This is a genomic window from Xanthobacter variabilis, from assembly GCF_043831965.2.
In the GTDB taxonomy this organism is placed as follows: domain Bacteria; phylum Pseudomonadota; class Alphaproteobacteria; order Rhizobiales; family Xanthobacteraceae; genus Xanthobacter.
This window is the reverse complement of record NZ_CM195533.1, coordinates 3,887,624-3,913,473: the sequence shown is the minus strand read 5'-3', so window position 1 is coordinate 3,913,473 and position 25,850 is coordinate 3,887,624. Positions and strand designations below refer to the sequence as shown.

Annotated in this window: 18 protein-coding genes; 2 read left to right on the top strand and 16 right to left on the bottom strand. The window is 67.6% G+C overall.

Annotated features, from left to right (window positions below; all coding sequences use genetic code 11):
• Positions 1–20: 20 nt before the first annotated feature.
• A complete protein-coding gene (locus tag V5F26_RS17050) occupies positions 21–2,228 on the bottom strand; it encodes an oxidoreductase (RefSeq protein WP_234052390.1) in 2,208 nt (735 codons plus the stop codon).
• 617 nt (positions 2,229–2,845) lie between these two features.
• Between V5F26_RS17050 and V5F26_RS17045 the strand changes: the two genes are divergently transcribed.
• On the top strand, positions 2,846–3,724 hold the full coding sequence (locus V5F26_RS17045; RefSeq protein ID WP_394947314.1) for a LysR family transcriptional regulator: 879 nt from the start codon (positions 2,846–2,848) through the stop codon (positions 3,722–3,724).
• 15 nt (positions 3,725–3,739) lie between these two features.
• Here the strand turns inward: V5F26_RS17045 and V5F26_RS17040 are convergent, their stop codons facing one another.
• The 6 genes from V5F26_RS17040 to V5F26_RS17015 all read right to left on the bottom strand — a co-directional run bounded on the left by V5F26_RS17040 (position 3,740) and on the right by V5F26_RS17015 (position 10,589).
• Positions 3,740–4,603, bottom strand: coding sequence for an MBL fold metallo-hydrolase (locus tag V5F26_RS17040; protein WP_394947315.1), 864 nt, complete (start codon positions 4,601–4,603; stop codon positions 3,740–3,742).
• Between the two features lie 54 nt (positions 4,604–4,657).
• Entirely contained in the window at positions 4,658–5,041 is a 384-nt protein-coding gene (locus V5F26_RS17035) for a RidA family protein (RefSeq protein WP_394947316.1), read from the bottom strand.
• On the bottom strand, positions 5,038–6,453 hold the full coding sequence (locus tag V5F26_RS17030) for an MFS transporter (protein ID WP_394947317.1): 1,416 nt from the start codon (positions 6,451–6,453) through the stop codon (positions 5,038–5,040). Before V5F26_RS17030 ends, V5F26_RS17035 begins: the two co-directional genes overlap by 4 nt.
• A gap of 4 nt (positions 6,454–6,457) precedes the next feature.
• A complete protein-coding gene (locus tag V5F26_RS17025; protein WP_394055336.1) occupies positions 6,458–7,468 on the bottom strand; it encodes a succinylglutamate desuccinylase/aspartoacylase family protein in 1,011 nt (336 codons plus the stop codon).
• 572 nt (positions 7,469–8,040) lie between these two features.
• Positions 8,041–9,903: a DEAD/DEAH box helicase gene (locus V5F26_RS17020; protein WP_394947408.1), complete on the bottom strand. Its 1,863-nt coding sequence runs from the start codon at positions 9,901–9,903 to the stop codon at positions 8,041–8,043.
• Between the two features lie 254 nt (positions 9,904–10,157).
• On the bottom strand, positions 10,158–10,589 hold the full coding sequence (locus tag V5F26_RS17015; protein WP_394055829.1) for a MarR family winged helix-turn-helix transcriptional regulator: 432 nt from the start codon (positions 10,587–10,589) through the stop codon (positions 10,158–10,160).
• Positions 10,590–11,382: 793 nt separating this feature from the next.
• On the opposite strand from V5F26_RS17015, the gene V5F26_RS17010 reads away from it, so the two are divergent.
• Positions 11,383–16,476, top strand: a complete 5,094-nt coding sequence (locus V5F26_RS17010; RefSeq protein ID WP_394947319.1) for a trifunctional serine/threonine-protein kinase/ATP-binding protein/sensor histidine kinase — start codon at positions 11,383–11,385, stop codon at positions 16,474–16,476.
• 108 nt (positions 16,477–16,584) lie between these two features.
• On the opposite strand, the gene V5F26_RS17005 is transcribed toward V5F26_RS17010, so the two are convergent.
• The 9 genes from V5F26_RS17005 to V5F26_RS16965 form a co-directional block, all read right to left on the bottom strand.
• Positions 16,585–18,192, bottom strand: a complete 1,608-nt coding sequence (locus V5F26_RS17005; protein ID WP_394947409.1) for an MFS transporter — start codon at positions 18,190–18,192, stop codon at positions 16,585–16,587.
• A 23-nt stretch (positions 18,193–18,215) separates the two neighbouring features.
• A complete protein-coding gene (locus tag V5F26_RS17000) occupies positions 18,216–18,689 on the bottom strand; it encodes a DoxX family protein (RefSeq protein ID WP_394947320.1) in 474 nt (157 codons plus the stop codon).
• Positions 18,690–18,698: 9 nt separating this feature from the next.
• A complete protein-coding gene (locus V5F26_RS16995) occupies positions 18,699–20,564 on the bottom strand; it encodes an amidohydrolase (protein ID WP_394947321.1) in 1,866 nt (621 codons plus the stop codon).
• A gap of 54 nt (positions 20,565–20,618) precedes the next feature.
• Positions 20,619–20,906 (bottom strand): XapX domain-containing protein, encoded by a 288-nt coding sequence (locus tag V5F26_RS16990; RefSeq protein ID WP_394947322.1) that lies wholly within the window; start codon positions 20,904–20,906, stop codon positions 20,619–20,621.
• A 114-nt stretch (positions 20,907–21,020) separates the two neighbouring features.
• The gene (locus V5F26_RS16985; RefSeq protein WP_394947410.1) at positions 21,021–21,857 is read right to left on the bottom strand and encodes an alpha/beta fold hydrolase; all 837 of its coding nucleotides are present in this window, start codon (positions 21,855–21,857) and stop codon (positions 21,021–21,023) included.
• A 142-nt stretch (positions 21,858–21,999) separates the two neighbouring features.
• Positions 22,000–22,653, bottom strand: a complete 654-nt coding sequence (locus V5F26_RS16980) for a hydrolase (RefSeq protein ID WP_394947323.1) — start codon at positions 22,651–22,653, stop codon at positions 22,000–22,002.
• Positions 22,654–23,046: 393 nt separating this feature from the next.
• Positions 23,047–23,436, bottom strand: coding sequence for a response regulator transcription factor (locus V5F26_RS16975; protein ID WP_394055328.1), 390 nt, complete (start codon positions 23,434–23,436; stop codon positions 23,047–23,049).
• Between the two features lie 107 nt (positions 23,437–23,543).
• Positions 23,544–24,197: a response regulator transcription factor gene (locus tag V5F26_RS16970; protein ID WP_234052377.1), complete on the bottom strand. Its 654-nt coding sequence runs from the start codon at positions 24,195–24,197 to the stop codon at positions 23,544–23,546.
• The gene (locus V5F26_RS16965) at positions 24,194–25,684 is read right to left on the bottom strand and encodes a two-component system sensor histidine kinase NtrB (protein ID WP_394947324.1); all 1,491 of its coding nucleotides are present in this window, start codon (positions 25,682–25,684) and stop codon (positions 24,194–24,196) included. The genes V5F26_RS16970 and V5F26_RS16965 overlap by 4 nt, the downstream gene beginning before the upstream one ends.
• Positions 25,685–25,850: the final 166 nt, after the last annotated feature.

Here is a 25,850-nt window from a genome sequence, read left to right as displayed (position 1 = left end):
CACGACCAGGGAGAGGGGAACTAGCCCTGGTAGCGGATCTCGTAGGAGCCGCCCGGCTGATAGGGCGAGCCGTAGACGGCCGCCTCGCGCCGATAAGGCTTGGGCTCCTGCGGGTTGGCTTCCTCGATCTCGCGGGCGAGCCGCTGACCGTCGAAGGTGGCGTCGGCGATGAGCTTGGGCGCCCAGGCATCGCCGATGACGTAGACACCCTTGATGCCGCGGGCGTCCCACTCACTGGCGCGCGCCTTCAGGCCCCGGAACAGGGTATCGTCCGAGCGGCGGGCGGTGACGAGCACCAGCGTGTCGAACTCATGCCAGGCGTGGGTGGTGTTGGCCGAGCGGGGCATCTTGCCGGGGCCGGTATAGGTGCGCTTATGGCCATCGCCCCAGATGTTGTAGAGCTCGATGCGCCCATCCTCGACCCGGCTCGCCCAGGTGTTGCCCAGCACGTTGATGTGCAGCTCGTGCAGCATCCGGTGCATGTTGGGCGCTTCCAGGGTGAAGTGCATGTAGCGGCCGAGCTCGACGCCGGTGGCCACCGTCACCTGGTGTCCCGCCTCCGCCAGCTTCTGCGCCAGGCTGGGGGCCATGTAATAGGGGTCGGCATTGAGGATGACGACCCGCTTGCCGATGGGCTTGGTGCCGCGAATGACGTCCTCCGGCGTCAGCACATTGTCGCGGCGCGCGCCGTCGAGGCCCGGAATGGGCGCGTGGGTCAGACAGTTGGTGCCGTCCGCCACCCAATGGGCGCCAGTGGCAACCACCACCTTGTCGGCGCCGTAGTTCAGCACGTCATCCACCGACAGGCGCTTGCCGCCCAGGGCGATCTGGTTGTCGCGGTTGCGCTTCAACAGCTTGGTGAGCTGAACTTCGCGATAGTCGCGGTGGTAGCTCCACTCGCCCAGCCCGGGCAGGCTGGCGACATCGTTCACATAGCCGCCGACCTTCTCGGCGCTGTCCACCAGATGCACCACATAGCCGCGCTCCATGAGCACGCGGGCGCACTCCGAGCCGGCCGGGCCGGCGCCCACCACCAGGATGGAATCGTCCGAGCCCTTCTTGGGGAAGCGCTCCGGATGCCAGCCACGGCGGAATTCCTCGCCGGCGGTGGCGTTCTGGGTGCAGATCATGGGCGGGCCGCCGATCTCCCAGCGGGAGATGCACACGTTGCAGCCGATGCAGGTGCGGATGTCGTCCAGCCGCCCGTCGCGGATCTTCTGCGGCAGGAAGGGATCGGCGATGGAGGGGCGCGCCGCGCCGATGACGTCCAGCTCGCCATTGCGGATGACTTCCACCATCTTCTCGGGATCAGTAAAGCGACCGACACCGAGCACACACTTCTTCGAGGCCTGCTTCACGAACTTCTGCCAGGAGAGCTGATGGCCCTGGCGGTAGAAGCGCGAGGGGCCGGCATCCTCGCCCCATTCGGCGATATCGCCCACGTTCACGTCCCACAGGTCCACCACGTCGTCGGCCAGTTCCACGAACTTCAGGCCGTCGCGCTCCACCTCGATGCCTTCCTCGCCGATCAGCGTGTCGACGGCGAAGCGGGTGGCGATGGCACATTCCGAGCCCACCGCGGCTTTCATCTGCTCCAGCGTCTCGATCCAGAAGCGGGCGCGGTTTTCAAAGCTTCCACCGTATTTGTCGGTGCGCTTGTTGTAGTATTTGGAGAGGAACTGCAGCGGCAGATAGGAATGCGCGCCATAGCAATAGATGATGTCGAAGCCGGCATCGCGGGCGCGCCGCGCCGCTTCCACATAAAAGCCCTGCACGCGACGGATGTCGTCGTAATCCATCTCATGGCAATAGGTGAGGGATTCGAACTCGGAGGCATACTGGCTGGGACCGCGGGCGGTCTGGCGGGTCTCCATGCAGGGGGCGTGCGCTCCGCCGTACCAAAGCTCGACGCCTGCCAAGGCGCCGTATTTGTGGATCTCCGACGTCATCGCCGAGAGATTCCGCACGTCGCCTTCATCCCAGATGCGTGCTGAGACGCGGTGGGTGTCATCCGCTTCCGGATGGATGGAGCAATATTCGGTATTGATGGCGCCCCAGCCGCCTTCGGCCTTGATGGAGCGGTGGGCGGCCTGGAAGCCGGGTTTGTCGGACCCCGCGCCGATGCAGTGCGGAACCTGATAGAAACGGTTCTTCAGCACCTTCGGGCCGATCTTGATGGGCTCGAACAGGAGATCGTATTTGCTGATGGTCAGATCGTCGTGGGTCATCTCACTCCCCGTGCACATTCGGCCTGTCTGAACGGAGCAGCCGAATATTTGTTTCCGAAAACGCGCAAGGAGAGACGCGGCGCGAAAATATTCGCGCCCGAAAACGTCGTGTTTTCGATGTAGTCGTCCCGGCTCGTTTCGGTTCGTTCTTTATTGTTTGAATTCTAACTGCGGGGGGCATGGGTGCGGCAATGGTGCCAAATGGCACTATGTCGCAGATCTGGCCATGGCATTGGTGTGCGGCAGGTACGGTGCAATGCAATATTTCCGGATATTGCGACTGCGTTGTTCTCTTGTAGGCCGCACGGAGTCTTGCTCGAACCCAAGTGGTTTACCGGTATGGCGCCGTGGCGAGACTGGCGCGGAATGGCGTGTGCTTCCTGGGCGTTGGCCGCTATCGCGTCGCTATGGTTCCCGCGGGAAGGGCCGAAGAAAGGGCTCCGATGCGCTGCAGCAGCATGCTTCGGTGGTGACGATGACGAGCAGCCGCCGCCCGGCTCGCCTTTTGGATAAACTGGGCTATGAACCAACGCTGATTCCGGCCCATATGGCGTCTGCACGGCAGCATGCCGGCTTTGGCTTAGACGTTGGGCCCCTTCTTCCGCCGAGGCGTTCCCATGGAGCTCCGCCATCTGCGCTACTTCATCGCCGTCGCCGAGCACGAAAGCATTCGTCTCGCGGCGCAGCGGATCCATGTGACCCAGCCGGCGATTTCCAGGCAGATTCAAGATCTTGAAACCGAGCTTGGCTTTCTGCTGTTCGAGCGGCAGCGCAATCGGCTTGTTCTCACGCCCGCCGGGCGCAGCTACCTCGATGAGGCGCGGCTCGCGCTCGCACGGCTGGAGGCAGCCGCCAAATCGGGCCGCCGCCTCGCCAAGGGGCTGAGCGGCCAGTTGCGGATCGGCTTCGTGGAGAATGCCGGTTGGGATGGGCTGGTGCCTGACACCTTTGCACGCTTCCAGGAGGCGGTGCCCGACGTTGATCTTGAGCTTCGCCCGCAGAACAGCCCCCACCAGATCGAGGATATTCTCTCTGGCGCGCTCGACGGCGGTTTCATTTACCACATCGGTGCCTTGCCGGCGGAGCTGGTGGCGGTTCCGCTGATCGAGCAGGGTGTGGTGCTCGCCGCGCCGCGCTCCTGGGGCATCGAGAGTGGAAGCGCGGTGGCGCTGCGGGCGCTTGCGGAGCGCCCCTTCATTCTGTTTCCGCGCGCCATGTACCCGGCGTATCACGACCTCATGATCGAGGCCTGCCGGCGCATCGACGTGACCCTGAACGTGGTGCAGGAGGAGAATACGGAAACGGCGATCCTGGCGTTGGTCTGTTCCGGGGTTGGCGGGGCGATCGTCAACGCGGCGAATTTGAGCCGCCCGGTGGCACGCGCCAGCTTCTCACCGCTGCTGGATCTGTCGATCCGCCTGCCGCTGGTCTTTGTCCACCGGGCGGGAAACGACGACCCGATCCTGGCGCGTTTCCTCGCCGCGCTCCACTGTTAAGGGCGCAAGAGGTCCTCAGGCATAGGCCCAGGCAAACGCGCCGGCATCGGCCGCGATCCGCCCGGCTCCGGTCTCGGGAAAATGGGCGGTGAGCAGCAGCGTGCCGTGGCGCGCCGCGTGATCCAGCAGCCACAAGCGGGAGGCGCGCGCGCTTTCGGCCTGCGCGCAGAAAATGGAATTTAGCTGCGGACGTGGCACCTGAAGCGGCGCGTGCAGAACGTCGCCCGTGAAGATCGCCTCCTGGCCCGCGGATCTCAGGCGGATCGACATATGGCCCGGGCTGTGTCCGGGTGTCGGCAGGAAGGTGATGCCCTCGCGCCAGTCGCCGCCCGCCGGTCCGATCAGCTCCACCGGCGCATGGGCCAGGATCGGAGCGATGGAATCGTCGAAAACCATGCGCCGGCCGGCCGCCGCTGGCGTCTCAAGGAAAGCGCGCTCCGCCTGTGGCATGACATAGGTCGCCGAGCGGAAGGTGGGAGCCCACGCCCCGTCCTCAAGCCGGGTATTCCAGCCCACATGGTCGGTGTGCAGATGGGTGTGGAGCACATGGCTCACATCCTCCGGGCGCACGCCGAGCGCGGCCAGCTGCTGGAGGAAGGGCGTATCAAGGTGGTGGAAGGCGGGGTTGAAGGGCCGATCCTTGTGATTGCCGACGCCCGTATCCACCAGCATGACGCGCCCCGCGAGGCGCACCACCCAGATGTTCACATTGAGGGTGACGGGCGGGGCGGACAAGGCTGGCGCGCTTTGGCGGGCAGCGGCGTTTCCGAGCGCCGGCTCCCCCCATTCTGGGAACAGGCTGGGGGGCGGGAAGTCCCCCAGCACTGTCTCCACGATGCGCGTGATCTCGGCGTCTCCGACCCGGTATGTCGTCGTCATCTGCGACATCGCCATCTGTTCCCCCTCAATGCCGCGCAGCCATGGACCATCCTCCTAGAGGGCGGCGATTGCCTGGATTTCGACCCGATAGGCGTGATCGGCAAGCGGCGCTTGCGTGCAGGCGCGGGCGGGGGGCGGGGCGCCCTCCAGCCACTGTTCCCAGATCGCGTTCATCGTCGCAAAATCGCGGATGTCGGCAAGCCAGATCTGGACGTAGATGAGGCGCGCCCGTTCCGTTCCCGCCTGGGCGAGCAATTGGTCGATGGTGGCCAGAGCGTCCCGAGTCTGCGCTTCGATGCCCTCCAGCGCGCGGTCCGGTACCTGGCCCGAGAGATAAACGGTGGTGCCGTGGACGACGGCCCGGCTGAGCCGTGGCCCGCTGCCGATCCGACGCAGGTCCCTCTCAGTCATTGGGGCGGGTGAGATGCCGATGGTCATGGTTGCGTCTCACTGCAAAGGGGGGAGGGGGCGGCAGCCTTGCCGGCGGTACCGGTGCGCCGTGCCGCGATGAAGTAGAGTGCCGCGCTCGCCGCAGCGCAGATGGTTCCCACCGCGGCGAGGCCCAGCCCCAGGCCATGGAGGGAGGGGGCGCTCCGCGCTGTCCAGTCCGCGCCCGCGCCCACCGCGAGGGGGCCGAGGCTGCCGGCGATGGCATTGGTGAGGAAGACCAGGAGCGCGATGGCGCGGCCGCGCATGCGGTTGGGGATCGCGACCTGGATCGGCACCGGCGCCAGGGCCTGCACGATGCTCATGGCGAAGGCGCAGAGCCCGAACAGGCCCAGTGAAAGGCCGAAGTGGCCTACCAGCGGCGCCGCCAGCGCCAGCGGCACGAGGATTGTTGCCGCGCATCCGGCAATGAGCAGCACCCGCCGCAGGGTCTGTGCATCATCCCCCCGGCTGGCGAGGAAGCCGGCGACGAGCACACCGCAGGTGCCTCCGATCATGAAGGTCGGCCCGGCGAATTGGCCCACCGTGCTCGCCGGAACCCCAAACGTGCGGATGAGCAGCGTCGGGAACCAGGCCGTGTGGGCATAAAACACGACGATCAGAAAGATATAGGCGGCGAAGAAGGGGAGGCCGAAGCGGTTTTGGCGGAATAGCGCATGCAGCAGATCCCGCAGGTTGGGCACGGTGTCGTCCGCTGCAGCGTTCATCGTCGCCGGGCGTGGGGCGAAGCGGTGGCGGGCAGGTTCGGCGACGGTGAAGTAGAGCAGGCCGGCCAGCAGCAGTCCGGGCAGGCCCAGAACGAAGAAGCACACCTGCCAGGGCGCCAGCCCATGGGTGGCGAGCGCGGCCAGTGGTTCGGGCTGGTTCAGCCAGCCCAGCAGGGTGCCGCCGCCGAGCAGCGCGAGCCCGCCGCCGAAATACGGGCCAAGCATGAAGATGCTCGTGGCCCGCGCCACCTTGCGCGGGGGATAGAGATCGCTGAAGACCGATGACGCCGCGGGGCTGAGGCCCGCTTCCGCGATGGCGGTGCCCGCCCGCCAGAAGACCAGGGTCGCGATGCCGGTCGCGGTTCCGCACATCATGGTCGCCAGGGACCAGATGAGGATGCACACCGCGCTGACGGCGACCCGGTTCGACACATCCACGAGGCGGGCGACGAACAGGCCAGCCGTGGCATAGCAGATGGTGAAGGCGAAGCCCTGCACCAGCCCAATCTGGGTGTCGCTCAGCGACAGCGCTTCCTTCAGCGGCTGCACCAGGATGCTGATGATCTGCCGATCCGCGTAGGAGCAGGCGAAGGCGAGGAAGAACAGGGCGACGATATAGGCGCGGTTGCCCTCGGCTGCCGGGTCCCGGCCCGGAGTGGCGATTGCGGCGGGGGGAGGGGAGGCGATGTTGGGCATCGGTTCAGCTCCACTTGTGGTCCGCAGCGCAAAGCGCGATGCAGTCGCCGGGCTCCACCGTCGCGAAGGTTCGGGCGCACACCACCTTGCCCGAGGCCGCGAAGATAAGCTCGACGGGGCGGGCGGCGGGCGCGTGGGGGTCGAACAGGCGCGCGGCCAGCTGGCCGGCTTCAACCTCGTCGCCCAGATGGAAGCACGGCTCGATGATGCCCGAGCGCGGCGCGTAGAGATAATGCTCCGCGCCCTCCACCTTCATGAAGCGCGTGGGGCCGGGCGGTGGCAATGGCGGGTCGCGGACGATGCCCAGGACCGCGAGGACCCGCTGGAGGCCGGCTTCCACCAGGGCCAGATTGTCCGGATTGCAGGAGGCGCCGCCGCCGAACTCACCGCACAGGAACGGAATGCCGCGCCGGTCCGCCGCCGCCGCAAAGGTGCGGTCCTCGCCCAACAGGTCCATCACCATGGTCACGGGCGCGCCCACGGCTTCCACCAGCTTCAGATAGTCCGCCCGCCGGGCCGGATCCCGGGGCGGAGAGGCCAACATGGTGGGCAGGTGGTTGAACGAGGCGCCGCCGGCATGGAAATCGAAGGCCACATCGGCGCGCGGCAGCAGCTCGGCTTCGACGAAATGGGCGATCATCTCGGTGATGCCGCCATGGCGCTTGCCGGGGAAAAGGCGGTTCAGGTTGCCGGAATCGATGGGCGAGTTCCGCGCGCCGGCCAGGAAGGCGGGTAGATTGAGTGCGGGAACGACGATGATGCGGCCATTGATCTCCAGCTCCGGAAGGCGGCCAAGAAGCTTCATAAGGGCGACGGGCCCTTCATATTCATCGCCATGGACGCCCCCGGTGAGGAGCAGGGTGGGGCCTTTGCCCCGTGCGAGAGTGGCGATCGGAACCGGGATGTGTCCGTACGCGGAGCGGTTGTGTGAATGGGGGATCTTCAAGGTCCCGATCTGATAGCCGGGCGCATCAAGATCTATTGTTGGCGTGATCAGCGATTTGTTGCTCGACATCATTCCCTCTGGCGCATTGGCGCGCTTGTTGCGCGCTCCCGGCGGAAGCGTTGTTGCGAGCGACAGCTTCAGAAATTGGAACGATGCCGGCAAATGCCGTTTTCTGCGGCTAATGATGCCTAAAAGGCATCATTAGCCGCCATGCCCCGTATGCTGCGCAAGGCATGTCGCACGAGCCCGATGCCTCCGGACGGCGAGGGGGTCTCTCAAGGCTGGTGGGGCAGGACGGTTTCGCGGGGCGATGCCCGCATGCGGTGCGTGGCCCCGCCTGTCGTGGCGCGCGTCTCAGCGATCAGACGGCCCCGTGAACGGAGCGGCGGACGGGACACGTCTGCCCATCGCAGGCTGTGGCGCGCGGGCGGACGTCCCGCAGCATCGGGCGATCATGGCGACCACTCTCACGACGGCAGGTCTGAGAGCGCTCCGCGGTTCTGTTCCCGCCACGGCCATGGTCGGCGCACGCCAGCGCGTGGCGCCGCCATCTTGCGCTAGCAGTGATCTTGAAATCCGCGACTGTGCGTATCCGGGGGGGCACGCGGCGCGCGCCCGCCCTGCTTCCGGGAGATCGGCGGTCAGCTTTGGCGCGTGCGCTTGCCCTTCGGCTTGCCCTCGAAGCCCCCCGGGCGCCGGCTCTTTGGCTGACGCTCAGTTTTGCCGGCACCTGCCGCCTTGGCGTCGCCCGCCTTGCCCTCAGTCGACCGCGCCTGGGACGGCGCGGCGCGGAACTTCTTGGGCCGGAAGGGCTTTTCGGCGGATGGCTCGTCGCCATGATGTCGGCTCTGGGCGGGCCGGCCGCGCATCGGCTTCCCGCGCGCGGGCCGCTCCGAATAGCCGGCCGCCGGGCCGCCGGGCAGGGGCTCGATGATCACGTCGTCGCCATCGGCCTTGCGAGCGGCCTTGCCGAAGCGGTCGGCGGCGGCGAGGCCCACTTCAAAGGCCGTCTCCTCATCGGAGATGCGGATGACGCCGATATCCTTTTTCGTCACGTTCCCACGGCGGCAGATGAGGGGCAGCAGCCATTTGGGATCCGCATTGTTGCGGCGCCCCACATTGAGCCGGAACCAGACGCTGCCGGCGCCCGAGGCCCCGGCGAAATCCCGGTCCGCCGCACGATCGCGGGCGGCACGGCCCACGCCGGGGTCGGTGACCTCCTCCGGGGCGGGCAGGCCGCTGCGATAAAGGCGCACCAGCGCGGCGGCCAGATGCTCGGGCGAGTGGGCGGCGAGCAGCGCAAGGCCGGCCGCGGCATCCTCCTCGTTCGGCTCATCGGTGATCAGGGCGTCGCCCAGCATGCGCTCGTGGTCGAGCTTGCGGATGTCCTCGGGGGTGGGCGGACCCGACCAGACCGGCTTGATGCCCAGCGCCCGCACCAGGTCCTCGGTCCGGCGACGGCGGAAGGGCGGCACCAGCATCACGCTCACGCCCTTGCGGCCCGCGCGGCCGGTGCGGCCGCTGCGGTGCTGAAGGCTTTCGGCGTCGTTCGGCAGTTCCGCGTGGATGACGAGGCCCAGGTTCGGCAGGTCGATGCCGCGCGCCGCGACGTCGGTGGCCACGCACACCCGCGCCCGGCCATCGCGCAGCGCCTGCAAGGCGTGGTTACGCTCGTTCTGGCTCAGCTCGCCGGAAAGGGCGACTGCGGAGAATTGCCGCTCCTGAAGCATGGCGTGCAGGCGCCGCACTGCCTCGCGCGTGTTGCAGAAGACGATGGCGGTGGGCGTATCATAGTAGCGCAGAACGTTTACGACTGCGTGCTCCACCTCGGTGGGCGCAACGCGCATGGCGCGGTACTCGATGTCGGCATGCCCGCCTTCCGCGCTCGCCACCTCGATGCGCAGCGCGTCGCGCTGATAGCGCTTGGCCAGGGTGACGATGCCGCGCGGCATGGTGGCGGAAAACAGCAGGCTGCGCCGCTCCGGCGGGGTGGCCAGGAGAATGAACTCAAGATCCTCGCGGAAGCCGAGATCCAGCATCTCGTCGGCCTCGTCGAGCACGGCAACGCGCAGCTCGGAAATGTCGAGGCGGCCACGCTCCAGATGGTCGCGCAGGCGGCCGGGCGTGCCGACGACGATATGAGCGCCCTGGTTCAGCTGGCGCTGTTCCTGTCGCGGATCCATGCCGCCGACGCAGGAGACGATCCGCGCGCCGGTGCCGGCATAAAGCCAGGTGAATTCGCGCTGTACCTGCAGCGCCAGCTCGCGCGTGGGGGCCACCACCAGGGCCTGCGGCACGCTTGCGGGTGCAAATCGCTCCGCCGTTCCCAGCAGCGTTTCGGCCATGGCGAGGCCATAGGCGACGGTCTTGCCGGAACCGGTCTGCGCGGACACCAAAAGGTCCCGCTCCGCGGCCTCGGGCGCCAGCACGGCACTCTGCACCGGCGTCGGTTCGTTATAGTCCCGTTCGGCCAGGGAACGGGCAAGCGCCGGATTGGTGGTCATGAAGGGCACGGCTGGTTCCGCCTATCTCGCATTATCGTCAGGCGTCGAAGGGGAGCCATCGGAAGGTGTCTGGAATGCCTTCCTAATAGGATGGAAGCCAAAGTGCCACCGCCGGCGAGCCGCGTTTGAAGCATTCCCGGTGTGCCGAAGGCTGTGGGCTCAGGCTGTGGCCGGCGGGCTCCTGCTCATGGCGTCGGCTTTAGATCGGGGCATCTCATTCCGGGGCCGTCCGGATGCGCGGCGGGAGAGCGCGTTCACCGTGCTGAAGGGTCGAGCGCCTGGCGCAGGCGCTGGATCTGCTCATTGAGATGGTCCAGTTGATCCAGTGTCATGCCGGAACGCTCGATCAGGCTCTCTCCCAGGCAGCTGCATCGCGACAGGGTGGCGCGGCCCTGGTCGGTCAGGGTCGTATGCACCTGCCGCTCGTCCGACTGACCACGGTGGCGGCTGACCAGCCCCGCGACTTCCAGGCGTTTGACCAGAGGCGTTATCGTGCTCGGTTCCAGCCCCAGGCGGCGGGCGATCGCGCCAATGGTCATATCGCCTCCTTCCCCAAGGGTGCACAGGACAAGGTACTGGGGATAGGTGACGCCCAGCTCGTCAAGCATGGGCTTGTAGGTCCGCCCCACCGCCATGCTCGTCGCATAGAGCGTGAAACAGATTTGTCTTTGGAGGGGGAGGGGCACGGTCTCGCGGGGGCTCATTGTTCAGCGTTGCGCGAGAGTTTAGCACGAAAAAATTTTGAGTATTGAAAAATTCCCGCGTCCAAATAATTTTCAATAAAAATTGTTGCGATAAATAATATCGCGGTTAGCGTATGGCGCTGAGCGGATCGTCGGGCCTTTTGGTCGTCAGTGGGCATTCGCTCTCGGGCCGGGTCCCGTGGAGGATCGTAGCGGCAGGGGGAGCGGGCGGGGTGAGCGCGATGTCGGCGATGCTTCTTGAGATCAGGGAGAAACCATGCGGGGCGCGGCCGCTTATGGCAGGCGGCGCCATGGGCATGGGCATGGGCATGGGCGTGGGCGTGGGCGTTGCCTGCGCCCGCCTTCCCTCCTGCGCCTGCGGAAAAGGGGCGGGGTGCCCCGAGGCCATTGCCTGCCGCGGGGGCGCGTCGCCTGTCGCTCGCGTCGGGGGCCGCCACCGCGACAATTGTGCTCTTGAGACCTCTCCCGCGTGCCGGTGCGTGCCGCGTGGAACCCTATTCTCGGCGCCGGCGGCCATCGAAACCGGGATGACCGCAGCTGCCCGGTCGCGGAGGCGATTTTCGTTCAAGGCGACGGCAGATCGTTCGATACGGAAAGACAGAGCGGGCGCACAATCTGCTTCCAACGCCCGCCGCCTCCAGAGGTGGCGGCGGGGCGGGGCGGTTCGCGGCCGACAGGTTCCGGACGCACTGCGCGGCGCGCTTCATTCGGGCGGCGCGTTGCGGATGCGCGCGATGGGGCGTGAGCGATGATGGATCGGCGGGCAGAGAGCGCGATGGGGCGTCGGACGGCCGGCTTCGCTACCGGCCGCGCCTTCGACCCCGCTGCCTTCGACCGGCTGCAGCTTGCTTCTCTTGGCGCTGACGGCGTCACCGAATTTCATCTCGCGTCCGGTGACGAGGGCGGCGAGCGCTGGTGGGTGGTTGGCGCCCCACGGGGAAGCGAGGCGGCCGCTCTTCTCGATCGCGAAGCCCTCATTGCCTGGCAGCTCCCGGCGGAGCTCGCGGAGCAGCCGAAACGGCTGGAGCACGGTGATCGTGTGCTGCTCCTGTACCCCCACAATGAGGGCACGGCGTTGGCCGATCTGCCGGCGGGGGATGTGCCGCTGGGGCGTTTTATTCATGTCGCCGCGTCGCTGGCGCGGGCGCTGGGGCGGCTCCACGGGCTCAGCGTGGCCCATGGCGGACTCAATCCCCTCCATATCCTTGTGCAGGAGGACGGAAGCGTGCGTTTTCGGCGCTTCGGGCGGGCGGTGGCGCCGCAGCTCGACGTGCCCGCCGGCGCGCTCCACCCCATCTCCCCGGCCGAAATCGGCTATGCGGCTCCCGAGCAGGCGCACCGCGACAGCCCTTACACCGATGCGCGAAGCGACCTGTATACGCTGGGCGTCGCGCTTTATCAGTGTCTGGTCGGCCGACTTCCCTTGTTTGCGCGCGGCACCGCGGAATGGCTGCACGCCCATGTGGCGGTCGAAGTGGCAAGGCCCAGTGCCGTGCGGGCCGATGTGCCTGCGGCCCTCGATGCCCTCTTGCTGCGGCTGATCGCCAAGGATGCGGACCAGCGGTACCAAAGTGCGGAGGCGCTGTTCGCGGATCTGCGCCTGGTCGAAACCGCGCTCGCGCAGACCGGGCATGCGGAGACGTTTCCGCTGGGGCGCGGAGAGTTCGCGCCAAAGCGGCTGCTGTCCCAACGCCTGTTCGGCCGGGCCGCGGAACTGGCCGATCTTGGCGCCGCGTTCGAGCGGGTGCGCGGCTCCGGCGAGACCGAGATCGTTTTCATTGCCGGGGAAGCGGGGGTCGGCAAGTCGGCGCTGGTGGAGCAGTGGGCGCAGGGCCGAAGTGCGCGGGGCGTGCCCTTCGCCGCCGGAAAAAGCGCGATTTTACAGAAGGATGTGCCCTACGCGCCCTTCACCCAGGCCCTGCGCGCCATCGTGCAGCAGCTGTTGAGCGAACCCGCCGCCGATCTGGATGAGGCGCGACGGCGGCTTGCCGCCAGCCTTGCCGGCTATGGGCGTCTGTTGACCGATCTGGTGCCCGAAGCCGCGTTCGTGATGGGTGAGAGCCCGCCTTTGCCGGAGGTGCCCGCGAACCTTGCGGCGAGGCGTATTGCCCGCGTCATCCTGCAAACCTGTTCCGCCATCGCCAGCGAAGGCCGGCCCTTCATCCTGTTTCTCGACGATCTCCAGTGGCTGGACGAGGCGAGCCTCGGAGTATTGTGCGCGTTCCTGGAAGACGCGCCGCCCAACCTGCTGTTCATCGGCAGCTATCGCGTGGAAGAAGTCGCCAGCCGGCCGGAGTTGGCGGAGCTGCTGCAGATGGCCCACTCCGGCCCGATGCCGGTCACCGCGATGAAGCTTGGCCCGCTGTCGGAGGCCGACGCGGTCGAGTTCGTTTCCAGCGCGCTGAACAGCACGCCAGCCGACGTGGGGGAGCTGGCGCGGAGCGTCCACGGCAGGACGCGGGGCAATGCCTTCTATGTGAGCCAGCTTCTTCGGAAGCTTGTCGAGGAAAAGGTCATTGCCTTCGATCCCATGGAGCGGCGCTGGAGTTGGGACCGTTCGCGCATTGTCGAGCACGATACGGTTGCGGACTTCATGCTGCACCGGCTGGATACCCTGGCGCCCGGCCCGCGGGAGTTCCTGCGCCGCCTCGCCTGCACCGGCGGGCGCTGCCCCTCCCGCCTTTTCGCGCGCATCCTCCAGCGGGACGCGGCGGAGGTGGAGGAGGTGGCCGCAAAGCTGGTCAAGGGCGGTCTTCTACAGGGGCGGGAGGGGGAATATCTCCTGGCCCACGACCGGATTCTGGAGGCGGCCTACGCGCTCACCCCGCCGGCCCGCCGGCCCGGGGAGCACCGGGACATCGCCTTGAAGATGATCGCGTTCCATGGCGAGGGAAACCGCGATCATGCCTTCGACATCTCCACCCAGATCGAGCGCAGCGACAGGAGCGCCCTGTCCGTGGCCGAACGCCTTTCTTATGTGCGGGTGCTGCGGATGGCGGCCCGGCGCGCGCGCAATGCGGGGGCGGTGGCGCAGGCCGCCGGCTATGTGGGCATCGCGCGCGAGCTGTTGATTCCACAATGGCTGGTGACCCATTGCGCCCTGTTCTTCGAGGTCGAATGGCTCTATTGCGACGGCCTCCTGGCGCAGGCCCGGACCGAGGAGGCCCTGGGCGCGCTCGATGAGCTGCTGGCGCTCGCCATACGGCCAGTCGACCGGGCCGACACCCTGCGCCTGAAGGCGATCGCCCACACTGTTCAGTCCGCCTACGAACCGGCCATCGAAGCGGCCTGCGAGGGGTTGGCCCTGCTCGGTGTTGAGCTGGAGCGCTCTCCCGACGGGGACCAGCTTGAGCGTGCCTATCGCGCCTGCCGGACCAGGATTCATGACATGGGCGTGCCCCAGCTCTCGGCCCTGCCGGAGGCCAGCGATCCCGCGGTGCGCTCGGCGCAGGCGCTGCTGTCGACGCTGATCTCGTCGTTTTTCGTCGAGAGTGGCCTGCGCTTCCTGCACGTCATCAAGATCGTCGAGCTCACGCTGGAGCACGGGACGACCCCGGAATCCGCCTATGGCCTGGCCTGGTTCGGCGTGTTCAGCGCCCACCACTATGGGGCTTATGAGGATGGCGCTGCCTATGCGATGCAGGCCCATGCCCTGGTCGGTCGCGAAGGCTATGAGGCTCAGCGCACCGCCACGCTGGTCGCCCTGGACCAGGTGGTTGCCTGGACCCGGCCCCTGCGCTTCGCGCTGGAACTGGCGCGGGAAGCGGCGCGGGTCGGTCGCGCGGCGGGCGACCTGGGCATGGCCTGCTATGCCCGCAACCACATCGCGTCCGATCTCCTCATCCTGGGCGAACCCCTGCGTGCGACCCGCGACGAGATCGAGGAGGGGCTCGATTGGACGCGCCAGATCCAGTACCGGGATATCGAACATATCCTCGATGCCCAGCATGCCCTTGCGGACACGCTGATTTCCGGGAATTACGATAGCGCCAGGACGGTGCCGGAGGAGCGGATCACCTCCGTTTCGACCCTGTTCTGGAGCCACGATTACGCCGGCATTACCGCTTTCCTGTTCGGCGATTTCGACGAGGCGGTCCGGCATCTCGAAAAGGCGATGGACCTGGCGTGGGCGGCGCCCGCCCATATCGACACGGCGGCCTGTTCCCTGTTCTTCGCCCTTGCCGTCGCGCGGTCCTCCGGCACCGAGCTCCAGGCGCGGCTGCAGCAGATGGCTGCGGTGCGTGCCCGGCTCGCGGACTGGGCTCGGCTCAATCCCACGACGTTCGGGTGCAAGCAGCTGCTGGTGGAGGCCGAGGCGGCGCGGATGGCCGGTGACCTGGCCGTGGCCCAATCCCTTTATGAGCGCTCGGCTGCGGCGGCCGCCGCAGCGGGTTTCGTGCACGAGCAGGCGCTGGCGTTCGAGCTGGCCGCCCGCTGCTACCGTGACGCGGGCTTGCCCCGTCCCGTGGAAGCCTACGTCCGTGCCGCCTGCCGCGGCTATCGGCAATGGGGGGCGGACGGCAAGGCGGAGCACCTGCTGCGGAGCTTCGATCTGGCGGAGGATCCCGGCACCGGTGCGCCGGGGGAGGAGAGGCAGGAGGATCTCGACCTCGCGGTGATGACCAAATGCGCGCAGACCCTGGCCGAGGAGATCGGCTTGGAGGCGGTTATCCGAACCCTCATGCGCGACATGATCGTGCATGCGGGCGCCCAATCGGGACTGCTGATGCTTCTGCGTGAGAACGAGCCCTTCATCGAGGCATCGGCCCATGTGTGGCGGGAAGAGGTGGCGGTGACGCTCCATTCGGCCGAGCCGACGGCGGCGGATCTGCCCCTGCCGGTGCTCAACACGGTGATGCGGACCCATAAGGCCGTCGTCTTCTCCGACGCTTTCGCGGAGGCCCCGCGCCTGCGGTCGGAGGGGCCGAAGGATCGCGTGGTGCGCTCCCTGCTTTGCATGCCCTTGATGAAGCGCGGCGTTCTGGTCGGCATTCTCTATCTGGAGAACAACCTGGCGGCAGAGGTGTTCACGCCGAAGCGCACGGCCATGCTGGAGATCCTGGCGCCCCAGGCGGCCATTTCCCTTGATGCCGCGCGGCTTTACAAGGACCTGCTGGATGAGAACACGCGCCGCGTGAATGCCGAGTTCGCGCTGCGGGAGGCGCGGGCAGAGCTGGCGCGCACCTCGCGGATGACGGCGATCGAGGGCTATGCCGTCTCCATCGCCCACGAGATCAACCAGCCTCTGGCCAGCATCGTCGCCAATGCGGATGCCGCGATGCGCTGGCTGAAGCGCCCGCAGCCGGATCTGGGCGAGGCCCTCGGCGGGCTGGGGCAGATCCGGGTGGCGGGGCTGCGGGCGGCGGGCATCATCAAGTCGCTGCGCGCCCTGGCGAAGCAAACGCCCATCAGCTTCGTCCCGGTCCGGCTGGAGCACATTGTCGAGGACGTGCTGCGGCTGACGAGCGACGACACGCAGGCCCAGGGAATTGTCGTGAGCGCCAGCCTGTCGACGCAGCCGGGACGGGTGGAGGCGGACCCGGTCCAGATCCAGCAGGTGGTCTTCAACCTCATCACCAATGCGATGCACGCCATGGGCGAGACCCCCATGGGGCAAAGACGGCTTTTGGTCGAGACCCGTCGCGCAGGCGGGCGGGTTCATCTCGCCATCAGTGACACCGGATGCGGCATGAGCGAGGAGGTCATGGAGGATATATTCAAGCCCTTCTTCACCACCAAGAGCGCGGGCATGGGCATCGGCCTTGCCATCTGCCGGTCTGTCGTCGAGGCCCACGGAGGGAGGCTGGATGTCCGCTCGGTCGTCGGCCGGGGCAGCACCTTCTTTCTGAGCCTCGGCCTCGTCGAATGAGCCCATCCGGCAGAGGCTGCGCCTGCTGGATGGGCTTCGCTGACAAGCGGTCTCCGCGCTAACGGCCCGGCCCCTGAAATGGTGCAGGGCGGGCGCGCCTGCGGCCGGTCACCTCTGCCGCGGATCCAGCGCCAGCAGGTGCCGCACGACGGGCGGCTGTTCCCCTCTGTGGAACGCCAGTGCCGCCTTCTGCGTGTCGGCATCGGCGTGGGAAACCCGGCGGTGCTGACGCAGGTGCTCGGCCCAGGATTCCACCATGAACCATTCGGTGAGGAGGGTCGGGTCGGACGAGTCTTCCGTCACCCCCCAATTGTAGGCGCCGTCGCGGCGGCGGGCGGCGGAGAGGTGATGGAGAACCTTGAGGAAGGCCGGGCGGTCGCTCCGGTCGATGCGGTATTCGATGAGGATCAGCACCGGGCCGCGATCATTGTCCACCGGTTCGGCCATGGCCGGCTCAGGCCAGTGCATGGAGGGCGTCAGGTCCGCTTCCCCCGTGGGCAGGCGCAGGCGATGGAGAATGATCCCCGCCAGCGCGAGCCCGCCCGCCGCCAGCATCAGTGCCGTCGGAAGCCCGAGCGCCTGGGCCACGAAGCCCCAGGTGATGCTGCCGGCCGCCATGGCGCCGTTGAACACTGTGAGGTAGACGGCCAGCGCTCGCCCGCGAACCCAATTGGGAAGAATGGCCTGGGCGGTGGCGTTGAGGGTTGTCAGCGCCACGATCCAGGCGCCGCCGATGCCAAGCAGGATGAGAAGCGCCAGCCAGCGCGGTGGCGCCAGTGCCAGGCTCACGGTGGCCGCGGCGGTCACGAGGGCAGCCGCGAGCACCAGACGATCAGTGCCGAGCCTGGCCCGCATGCGCGGCAGCAGCAGCGCGCCCACGATCGCGCCGACGCCGATGGCGCCCAGCAGCAGTCCGTAATAGGCGGCGTCGCCCTTCAGCAGCTCGCGCGCGACCAGCGGCAGGAGCGCCCATACGGCGCTGGCGAACACAAAGAAGAAGGCCGCCCGCACCAGCACCACATGCAGCTCGCGGCTTGAGCGCGCATAGCGCAGACCGGCCCGGAAGGCGCCGGCGAAGCGCTCGCCCAGCTCGTCCTCGGCGGAGGGGGGACGGCGCCACCACAGCAGGGCGGCGATGACGATGAGGTAGCTCGCTACGTCCGCGCTATAGGTCACCGCCGCGCCGAAGGAGGCCAAGAGCAGGCCGCCGGTGGCCGGCCCGATGGCCCGGGCCACGTTGATGCCCAGCGAATTGAGAGCCACCGCGCTCTTGAGGTCCTGGCGCGGCACCAGCTCCGGCACGATGGACTGCCAGGTGGGCATCATCAGCGCCGCGCCGATGCCGCCGAGAAAGGTAAGGCCGATCAGCGACGACACGCTGATGAGGCCGGTATGGGAAAGCACCATCAACGTCGCGCTCACGCAGGCGAGGCCGATCTGGATGGCGATGAGGAAACGCCGTCTGTCCAGGATGTCCGAGAGTACACCCGCCGGCATGGCGAGCAGGAAGATGGGCAGCATGGAGGCGGCCTGCACCGTGGCCACCGCCGCCGGAGAGGCGGAAAGGTCGGTGACCAGCCAGGCGCTCGCCACATCGCGGATGAAGGTGCCCGTATTGCCGAGCACGGTCGCCGCCCACAGCACGGCGAACACCTTCCGCCGCAGCGGGGCGAAGGCGCCCTGCGTAGCGGGCGCCGCGGTGGCTGTGCCGTCCATGTGGGGAGCGTGATGCGGTTCGCTCATTCCCGATGTCCTCCTGGCCCCTGTCCCGGCCCGTGCGCAAGATCATGCCAGGCCACGAGGACAAAAGCGCCCGCGAGCCCGAGATGCTCGAAAAATCCGTTGATGGCGGCGAAGCGCTCCGGCCCCGTCGCCGCCCAGAACCGGTTGGCGAGCAAGGTCGCCATCACCGTGAAGCCTGCCAGCGCCAAGGCGCCCAGCCAGCGCTGGAAGCCGGTCAGCACCAGCAGCGAGCCACCGAGCTCAACGCCCATCACGGCGATGGCGACGGGCGCCGTGGGCTCCAGGCCGAAATGGGCCATCTCGGCCTGCGCGCCTGCGAAGTCCAGCACCTTGGCCAGACCGCCCTCGACATAGGGAGAGGTAAGCGCGAGCAAGGCGAGAACCCGGACAGGCGCGAAGGCGAGCGCCCGCTTCGCCCACGCTTTGGGTGTCTCGGCCCTGGGTGTCGCGCCTTTGGGGAGTTGCGCCATGGTGCCGCGTCAGACGGCCCAGCAGCCGCAGCCGAGGGCGCCGAAGAAGCCGCGCGCATCCTCGACGGGAAGGCTGGCGCCCCAGGCGCCCCAATGGGCGTGGCCGTGAACGCCGCAGGACTTCGCGCAGCCGCACGCGGAAGCGAAGGCGAGGCGGTTTTCGCCCGCCGCCGCCCGTTCCTGGTAGCCACCGAAGCGGCGCACCGGCGACCAATCGGGCATGGGCGGGGGAAGATCGGGCGCCAGCGTGCGGAAGTCGCCATCCCCGTGCACCGGAACGCCGCCGAGCAGGGTCAGCACTGAGGTGATGTCCTGGATGCGCTCGCCCGGCACCGAAAAATAGTCGTCCGACAGCACGATGATGTCCGCGAGCTGGCCCTGCTTGATCTGCCCCTTCTTGCCCGGCTCGGTGGAAAACCAGGTGTTCGCCTCGGTCCACAGGCGCAGCGCCGCCTCGCGGTCCAGGAGGTTGGAGGCGGGATAAAGGGAGAGGCCGCCCAAGGTCTTCCCCGTGACCAGCCAGGACAGGGAAACCCAGGGATTATAGGAGGCGACGCGGGTCGCATCCGTGCCGGCGCCCACCGGCACCCCCATGTCGAGCATGCGGCGGATGGGGGGCGTGCGCTCGGTCGTCCGCGCGCCGTAACGCTCGGCGAAGTATTCGCCCTGATAGGCCATGCGGTGCTGCACCGCGATGCCGCCGCCGAGCGCCGCGACCCGCTCGATGTTGCGGTCGGAGATGGTTTCCGCGTGGTCGAAGAACCAGTTGAGGCCTTTAAGGGGCACATCCCGATTCACTTTCTCGAACACGTCGAGGGCGCGCGAGATGGTCTCGTCATAGGTGGCGTGCAGGCGCCACGGCCAGCGGTTTTCGGCCAGAAGGCGGATGACCGGCTCAAGGTCGCCCTCCATGTTCGCCGGCATTTCGGGACGGGGCTGCTGGAAGTCCTCGAAGTCGGCGGCGGAATAGACCAGCATCTCGCCGGCGCCGTTGGCGCGGTAGAGGTCGTCGCCCTGGCCCGGCTTCACCTGCTTGGCCCAGCCGGCAAAGTCCGCCAGCTCGTCTTTCGGCTTCTGGGTGAAGAGATTGTAGGCGATGCGCACCGTGAGCTGCCCCTCTCGGGCCAGCTCCTCGATGATGGCATAGTCGTCCGGGTAGTTCTGGAATCCGCCGCCCGCGTCGATGACGGAGGTGACGCCCAGGCGGTTCACCTCCCGCATGAAATGGCGGGTGGAATTCTTCTGGTATTCCGGCGGCAGTTTCGGACCCTTGGCCAGGGTGGCGTAAAGGATGGTGGCATTGGGGCTCGCCACCAGCAGGCCGGTGGGGTTGCCCGCCCCATCGCGCAGGATTTCCCCGCCCGGCGGGTTGGGCGTGTCGCGGGTGTAGCCGACAACCCGCAGGGCGGCCGCATTGAGCAGGGCGCGGTCATAAAGGTGCAGGATGAAGACCGGCGTGTCGGGCGCGGCGGCGTTGATCTCGTCGAGGGTGGGCAGCCTCTTTTCCGCGAACTGGTGCTCGGTGAAGCCGCCCACCACGCGCACCCATTGGGGCGGCGGGGTGATGGCCACCTGGGCCTTCAGCATCTCCATCGCCTGGGCCAGGGAGCGCACCCCGTCCCACCGCAACTCCATATTGTAGTTGAGCCCGCCACGGATGATGTGCATGTGGCTGTCGATGAGGCCGGGGACGATCCGCCGCCCGCCCGCGTCTACGGTTTGCGTCTGCGGCCCGGCAAGGCGCATGGCCTCCGACGCCAACCCGGCGAACAGGATGCGCCCATCCTTCACCGCCACAGCTTCCGCCTGCGGGTTGGAGCGGTCGAGGGTGGTCACCTTGCCGTTGAAGAGGATCAGGTCGGCGATCTCGTTCATGGTTCGGGCTTTCGGGTTCTGCTGCGGGGGGGAACGACGGCGGGGCGGTCTGGTTCAGGTTGCGGGCGGCTTGTCGCGCGAGGCCATGGGGGATGTCGGCGTGTCCGGGCGGCCGGGGAGCTGGCCGAGGACGTGGTCCGAGCAGTCCGCAAGGCCGATGGCGCGGCTGAGGCTGTCGCCCTTCAGCAGGTGGCGCGTGACCGGCACGATTTGCTCGCCCAGGAGAATGCCGAAGAGCCCCACCAGGGCGATGACCGGCGGCGCCGGCGAGCGCACATTGATGAGGCTGTAGACGACGCCGACCAGCAGGCCGGCACCCAGCGAGGCGAGATAAAGCTTCATGGGGCCTCCTTCCCGAACGGTGGTGGGAACGGGTGGCGACCGGGGCGCGCTCCGCCCCCCAGGGTCGCGACCGGCGCGGAATGGCCCGCGCCGGTCATGGGCCGCGCTGGCGGCTCAGCTCTTCACAAAGGCCAGCAGGTCCGGATTGATCACCTCGGCATTGACGGTGAGCATGCCGTGGGAGAAGCCCGGATAGGTCTTCAACGTGCCGTTCTTGAGCAGCTTGACGGACTTCAGCGCGGAATCGGCGATCGGCACGATCTGGTCATCCTCGCCGTGCATGACGAGGGTGGGCACGGTGATGGCCTTCAGGTCCTCGGTCTGGTCGGTCTCGGAGAAGGCCTTGATGCCGTCATAATGGGCCTTCGCGCCGCCCATCATGCCCTGGCGCCACCAGTTCTCGATCACCCCCGGATACGCCTTCGCGCCCGGGCGGTTGAAGCCGTAGAAGGGGCCGGTGGGCACATCGAGGAAGAACTGGGCGCGGTTGTCCGCCAGTGCCTTGCGGAAGCCGTCGAACACCTCGATGGGCAGGCCCTCGGGGTTGGAGGCGGTCTTGACCATCAGCGGCGGCACGGCGGAGACCAGCACCGCCTTGGCCACGCGACCGGAAGGCTGGCCGAACTTCGCCACGTAGCGGGCCACCTCGCCACCGCCCGTGGAATGGCCGATATGGACGGCATTCTTCAGGTCCAGCGCCTCCACCACCGCGAAGGCGTCGGCGGCGTAATGGTCCATGTCGTGGCCGTCGGCCACCTGGGTGGAGCGGCCATGGCCGCGCCGGTCATGGGCAACGACGCGATAGCCGTTCTGGATGAAGAACAGCATCTGCGCGTCCCAATCGTCGGCGGACAGCGGCCAGCCGTGGTGGAACATGATGGGCTGGGCGTCCTTCGGCCCCCAGTCCTTGTAGAAGATCTCGACCCCGTCCTTGGTGGTCACGCTCGGCATGGGAGGCGCTCCTTTGGCTTGAGGGGTGGCCGCGGCGGCCACGGGGAGGGAGCTGAGGACGGTGGCCAGGGCACCGGCGCCGCCCAGCTCCAGGAGGGTTCGGCGCGTCAGGGACAGCTGCGGCTCGGTCATGAGGTGATCCTCAATGACCTTCGGAGGCGCCGAACATGCTCTTGGCGTAGATGATGCCCAGCCCATAGGCGCCGCCATATTGCTTGGCGATGCCGGTGGTCATGTCGTAGGTCCCGGTGCGCGCCCAGTCGCGCTGCAGCTCGAGCAGGTATTGCAACGCCGTCATCGGCACCGCCCCGGCCTGGATCATGCGATCCATCGCCCGCTCGTGGGCCTCATCGGAAACGTCGCCGCAGGCATCGGCGATCACATAGACCTCGAAGCCCTGGTCGATGGCGGACAAAGCCGGGCCGACGATGCACACGCTGGTCCAGAGCCCGGCCAGCACCGCGCGCCCCTTCCCGATGCGGTTCACCTCGGCGATGACCGCGGCATCCTCCCAGGTGTTCATGGAGGTGCGGTCGAGCAGCGCCTGGCCGGGAAAGGCATCGGTGATTTCAGCGTACATGGGGCCTGAGAAGCTCTTCTCGGCCACGGTCGTGAGGATGGTCGGCACCTTGAAGCCGGCCGCCGCCCGCGAGACCAGAGCGGCGTTGTTGCGCAGGGTGACCGCGTCGATGGACTTGGTCGCGAACGACATCTGCGACTGGAAGTCGATCATCACGAGCATGTGGTTGTCGGGCGCGATGAGCGCCGTTCCGGGAGTGGGGCTTGCGGTCGGCATGGATATCCCTTGCATCCAGCTGTGAATGGCAAGTCGACCATGGCCCGTGTCGTCGCGACGGGTTTGCGCAAAAGCGAATGGCTTTGTCTGTTCGCACTGAGGCCGGCACATTGCCCCCATGATCTCTCGGAGATCGAGCATGGGGCCGGCGTGGCGGGGCGCGCCAAGCCAGTGATCATCCCGCCTGGCCCGGGGCCGCGGCCTTCACGAAGACCATGGCATCCCCAAATGCGGCGCTGGTCGCGCTGGTCAGGACTTGCCGAGCCGACATGGACTTGCCGCGGGATGGCGATAATGGGCGCGTCCGCTGGTGGATGCGGGGACCAGGGAGCGGCCGTTGCCAAGGCGCGGCATCGTGCCGGGCCCGAAAGGCGGTGGCCCGGCGCTGGCGGTTCAGCCCTGCCGCGTGGCCGCGCCGGCCTGCAGCGCACGGCCGATGCAGTCGATCATGGCGGCGCTGTCGAACGGCTTGGCGAGGAAGCCGAAGGCGCCCGCGGCATCCACCTGGCGGCGAATGCGCTCCTCGGGAAATGCGGTGATGAAGATCAGAGGCACCGCGTCGCCCTCGGCGCGCAGGCGGCTCTGCAGTTCCACCCCGCTCATGCCCGGCATCTGGACGTCGGTGATGACGCAGTTCGTCCGGCAGCGTTCGGGGGAACCGAGGAAGTCTTCCGCGCAGGCAAAGCAGCTCGCGCCGAACCCGAGGGAGCGGATGAGGCTTTCGGTGGCGAGACGAACGGATTCGTCATCGTCGATGATCGTGATCATCGGGACAGGCGACACGTCTGGACACCTCGAAACGCGAGCTTTTCGGCGCGGCACGCAGCACCGATGTACACCCAATGTAGCTGCCGCCTTCCGGCGCAGGAATCATACACTCGTTTGCCGCGCTACCCTTTCGCGGTACTGACGCCGAGGGCTTCGGCCATCCGTACCAGGTCCGCCAGGGAATGGGCCTCCATCTTGCGCATGACGTTGCCGCGGTGGATCTTCACGGTAATCTCGCTCAGCCCCACCTCGGCGGCCACCTGCTTGTTCATCAGGCCGGCGGTGACGCGTGCCATGATCTGGCGCTCGCGCTCGGTCAGGGTGTCGTAGAGGGCGCGCAGGCGGGACGAGGTGGCGCGCGCTTCCCGCCGCGTGCGGTCGATGTCGATTGCGGCCGCCACCGCATCGAGCATGTCCTGGTCGCGGAAGGGCTTGGTGAGGAAATCCACCGCCCCCGCCTTCATGGCCCGCACCGACATGGGAATATCGCCATGCCCCGTCATGAAGATGATCGGAATCTCCATGCCCGATCGGGCCAGCTGGCTCTGGAAATCGAGCCCGCTGAGGCCCGGCATGCGGATGTCGAGCACCAGGCAGCGCGGCCCGTCCGGCAGCCTTGCCGCCAGCAGCTCGGCGGCCGAGGAGAACAGCGCGACTTCCAGGCCGATGGAGCGGAACAGGCTGGAGAGCGCATCCCGCAGACCCGCATCGTCATCGACCACGAGCACGACGGGGGCGCTCGGGGGTGTCGCGCTGGGGGGCTGTCGGCTGGTCACGGCAGGGCTTCCTTGGCGATGGCCTGGGGAACATCCTCGGCAATGGGCAGGGCCATGGTGAAGCACATGCCACGGCCCGCGCCAAGGGCGGCGTTGATCCGGCCCGCATGAGCCTCGACGATGGAGCGGGAGATGGACAGTCCGAGGCCGATGCCCCGCTTCTTCGTCGAGAAGAAGGGCGTGAACAGCAATGGCAGCGTCTCCTCAGCGACGCCGGGGCCGGTATCCTCCACCTGGATGGCGACGCGCGGGGGCGCGGCGGCCTCGTCCGCGGCCATGAGAAACGTGCTGATGCGCAGCGTCCGCTCCTGCTCCGGCACGCCGTCCATGGCCTGAATGGCATTGAGCGCGAGGTTGATGAGGGCCTGCTGCAGCTGCACCGGGTCGCCCAGGACCGGTGCCAGCTGGTGATTGAGTTTGAGATCAAGCCCCACCCGGTGGCAGGAAAGGTCGCGTTCCAGCAGCATGGCGCTTTCCGCGACCAGTTCCGCGACGCCGAGGGGCGCGCGGGCGCTCTCGCCCTGCCGCGCGACGGCTCGCAGCCGGGCGACGACATCGCTGGCCCGGCGCGCATTGGCGATCGCGCGCGTCACGCTGAGTTCCGCCTCGCGGATGTCCGGCACCGTCCGCCGCAGCCAGCGCAGGCAGGCCTCGCCATTGGTGACCACCGCCGCGAGCGGCTGGTTGACTTCATGGGCGATGGAGGTGGTGAGCTCGGCGAGGGTGCTCGCACGCGTGACAAGGGCCAGGTCGGCCCGCATTTCGTGGAGCTGGTTTTCGGCGCGCCGGCGCTCGGTGATGTCGTGGTTTGTCTCCATGGTGCCCATGGGCCGCCCGCGCGCGTCGTGCTGAAGCGACCAGCGGCTGATGCAGGTGAGCTTGCGGCCGTCGCGCGTGGTATGCGCCAGCTCGCCCTCCCACTGCCCGGTGTTGATGAGGGTGCTGGCGATGTCCGCGCGCGCCAATGGAAAGACGGTCTTCAGCAAAGCGGACGCCTTCTGCCCGACGGCTTCCTCGCGGGACCAGCCATAGAGCGCCTCGGCGCCGCGATTCCAATAGGTGACGGTATCCGACGTATCGCGCACGAAGATGGCGTCGTGAGAGAGGTCGAGCAGCGCCGCCTGTTCCCTTAGGGAACGCGTGGCATCCTGGTTGCGCAGGCACAGCAGGGTCGTGACCATGATGGCGACGATGCTGACCGTCCCGCGCATGGTGGAGGGGAGAGCGAAATCATTCGCGCGCACGATCGTGAAGCTCAGCACCGTGAGGCTGATGCAGCTGCCCGCGACAAGCAGAAGTCCCGTCCTTTCGAGGAGGCGCGCCGAGAGGAGGACCACGAGCGCGTAGAGCACCGCGATGGCCATATCCAGCGGCGAGAGCGTGTCGACGAGGAAGATGCCGCCGCATGACGCGATGACCAGGGTGGGGCCGAGCCATCGACCTGTCGGTGGCCCGGTCCCCGAAAAGATGTGGTGCTGGCCGGACATGGACACCTCGATGGACCTTCATGCGGAACCGTGCGCCGCCATCAGTCCATCGACCGGCGGCGGGCCAGCCCACTGCAAGCGAGACATTCACTACCATTGCGGGATCCGGCCGTTTTGTCAGATCGGACGCTGAATTTCCGAATCGTCGGCCCGTGAACGGACGTGC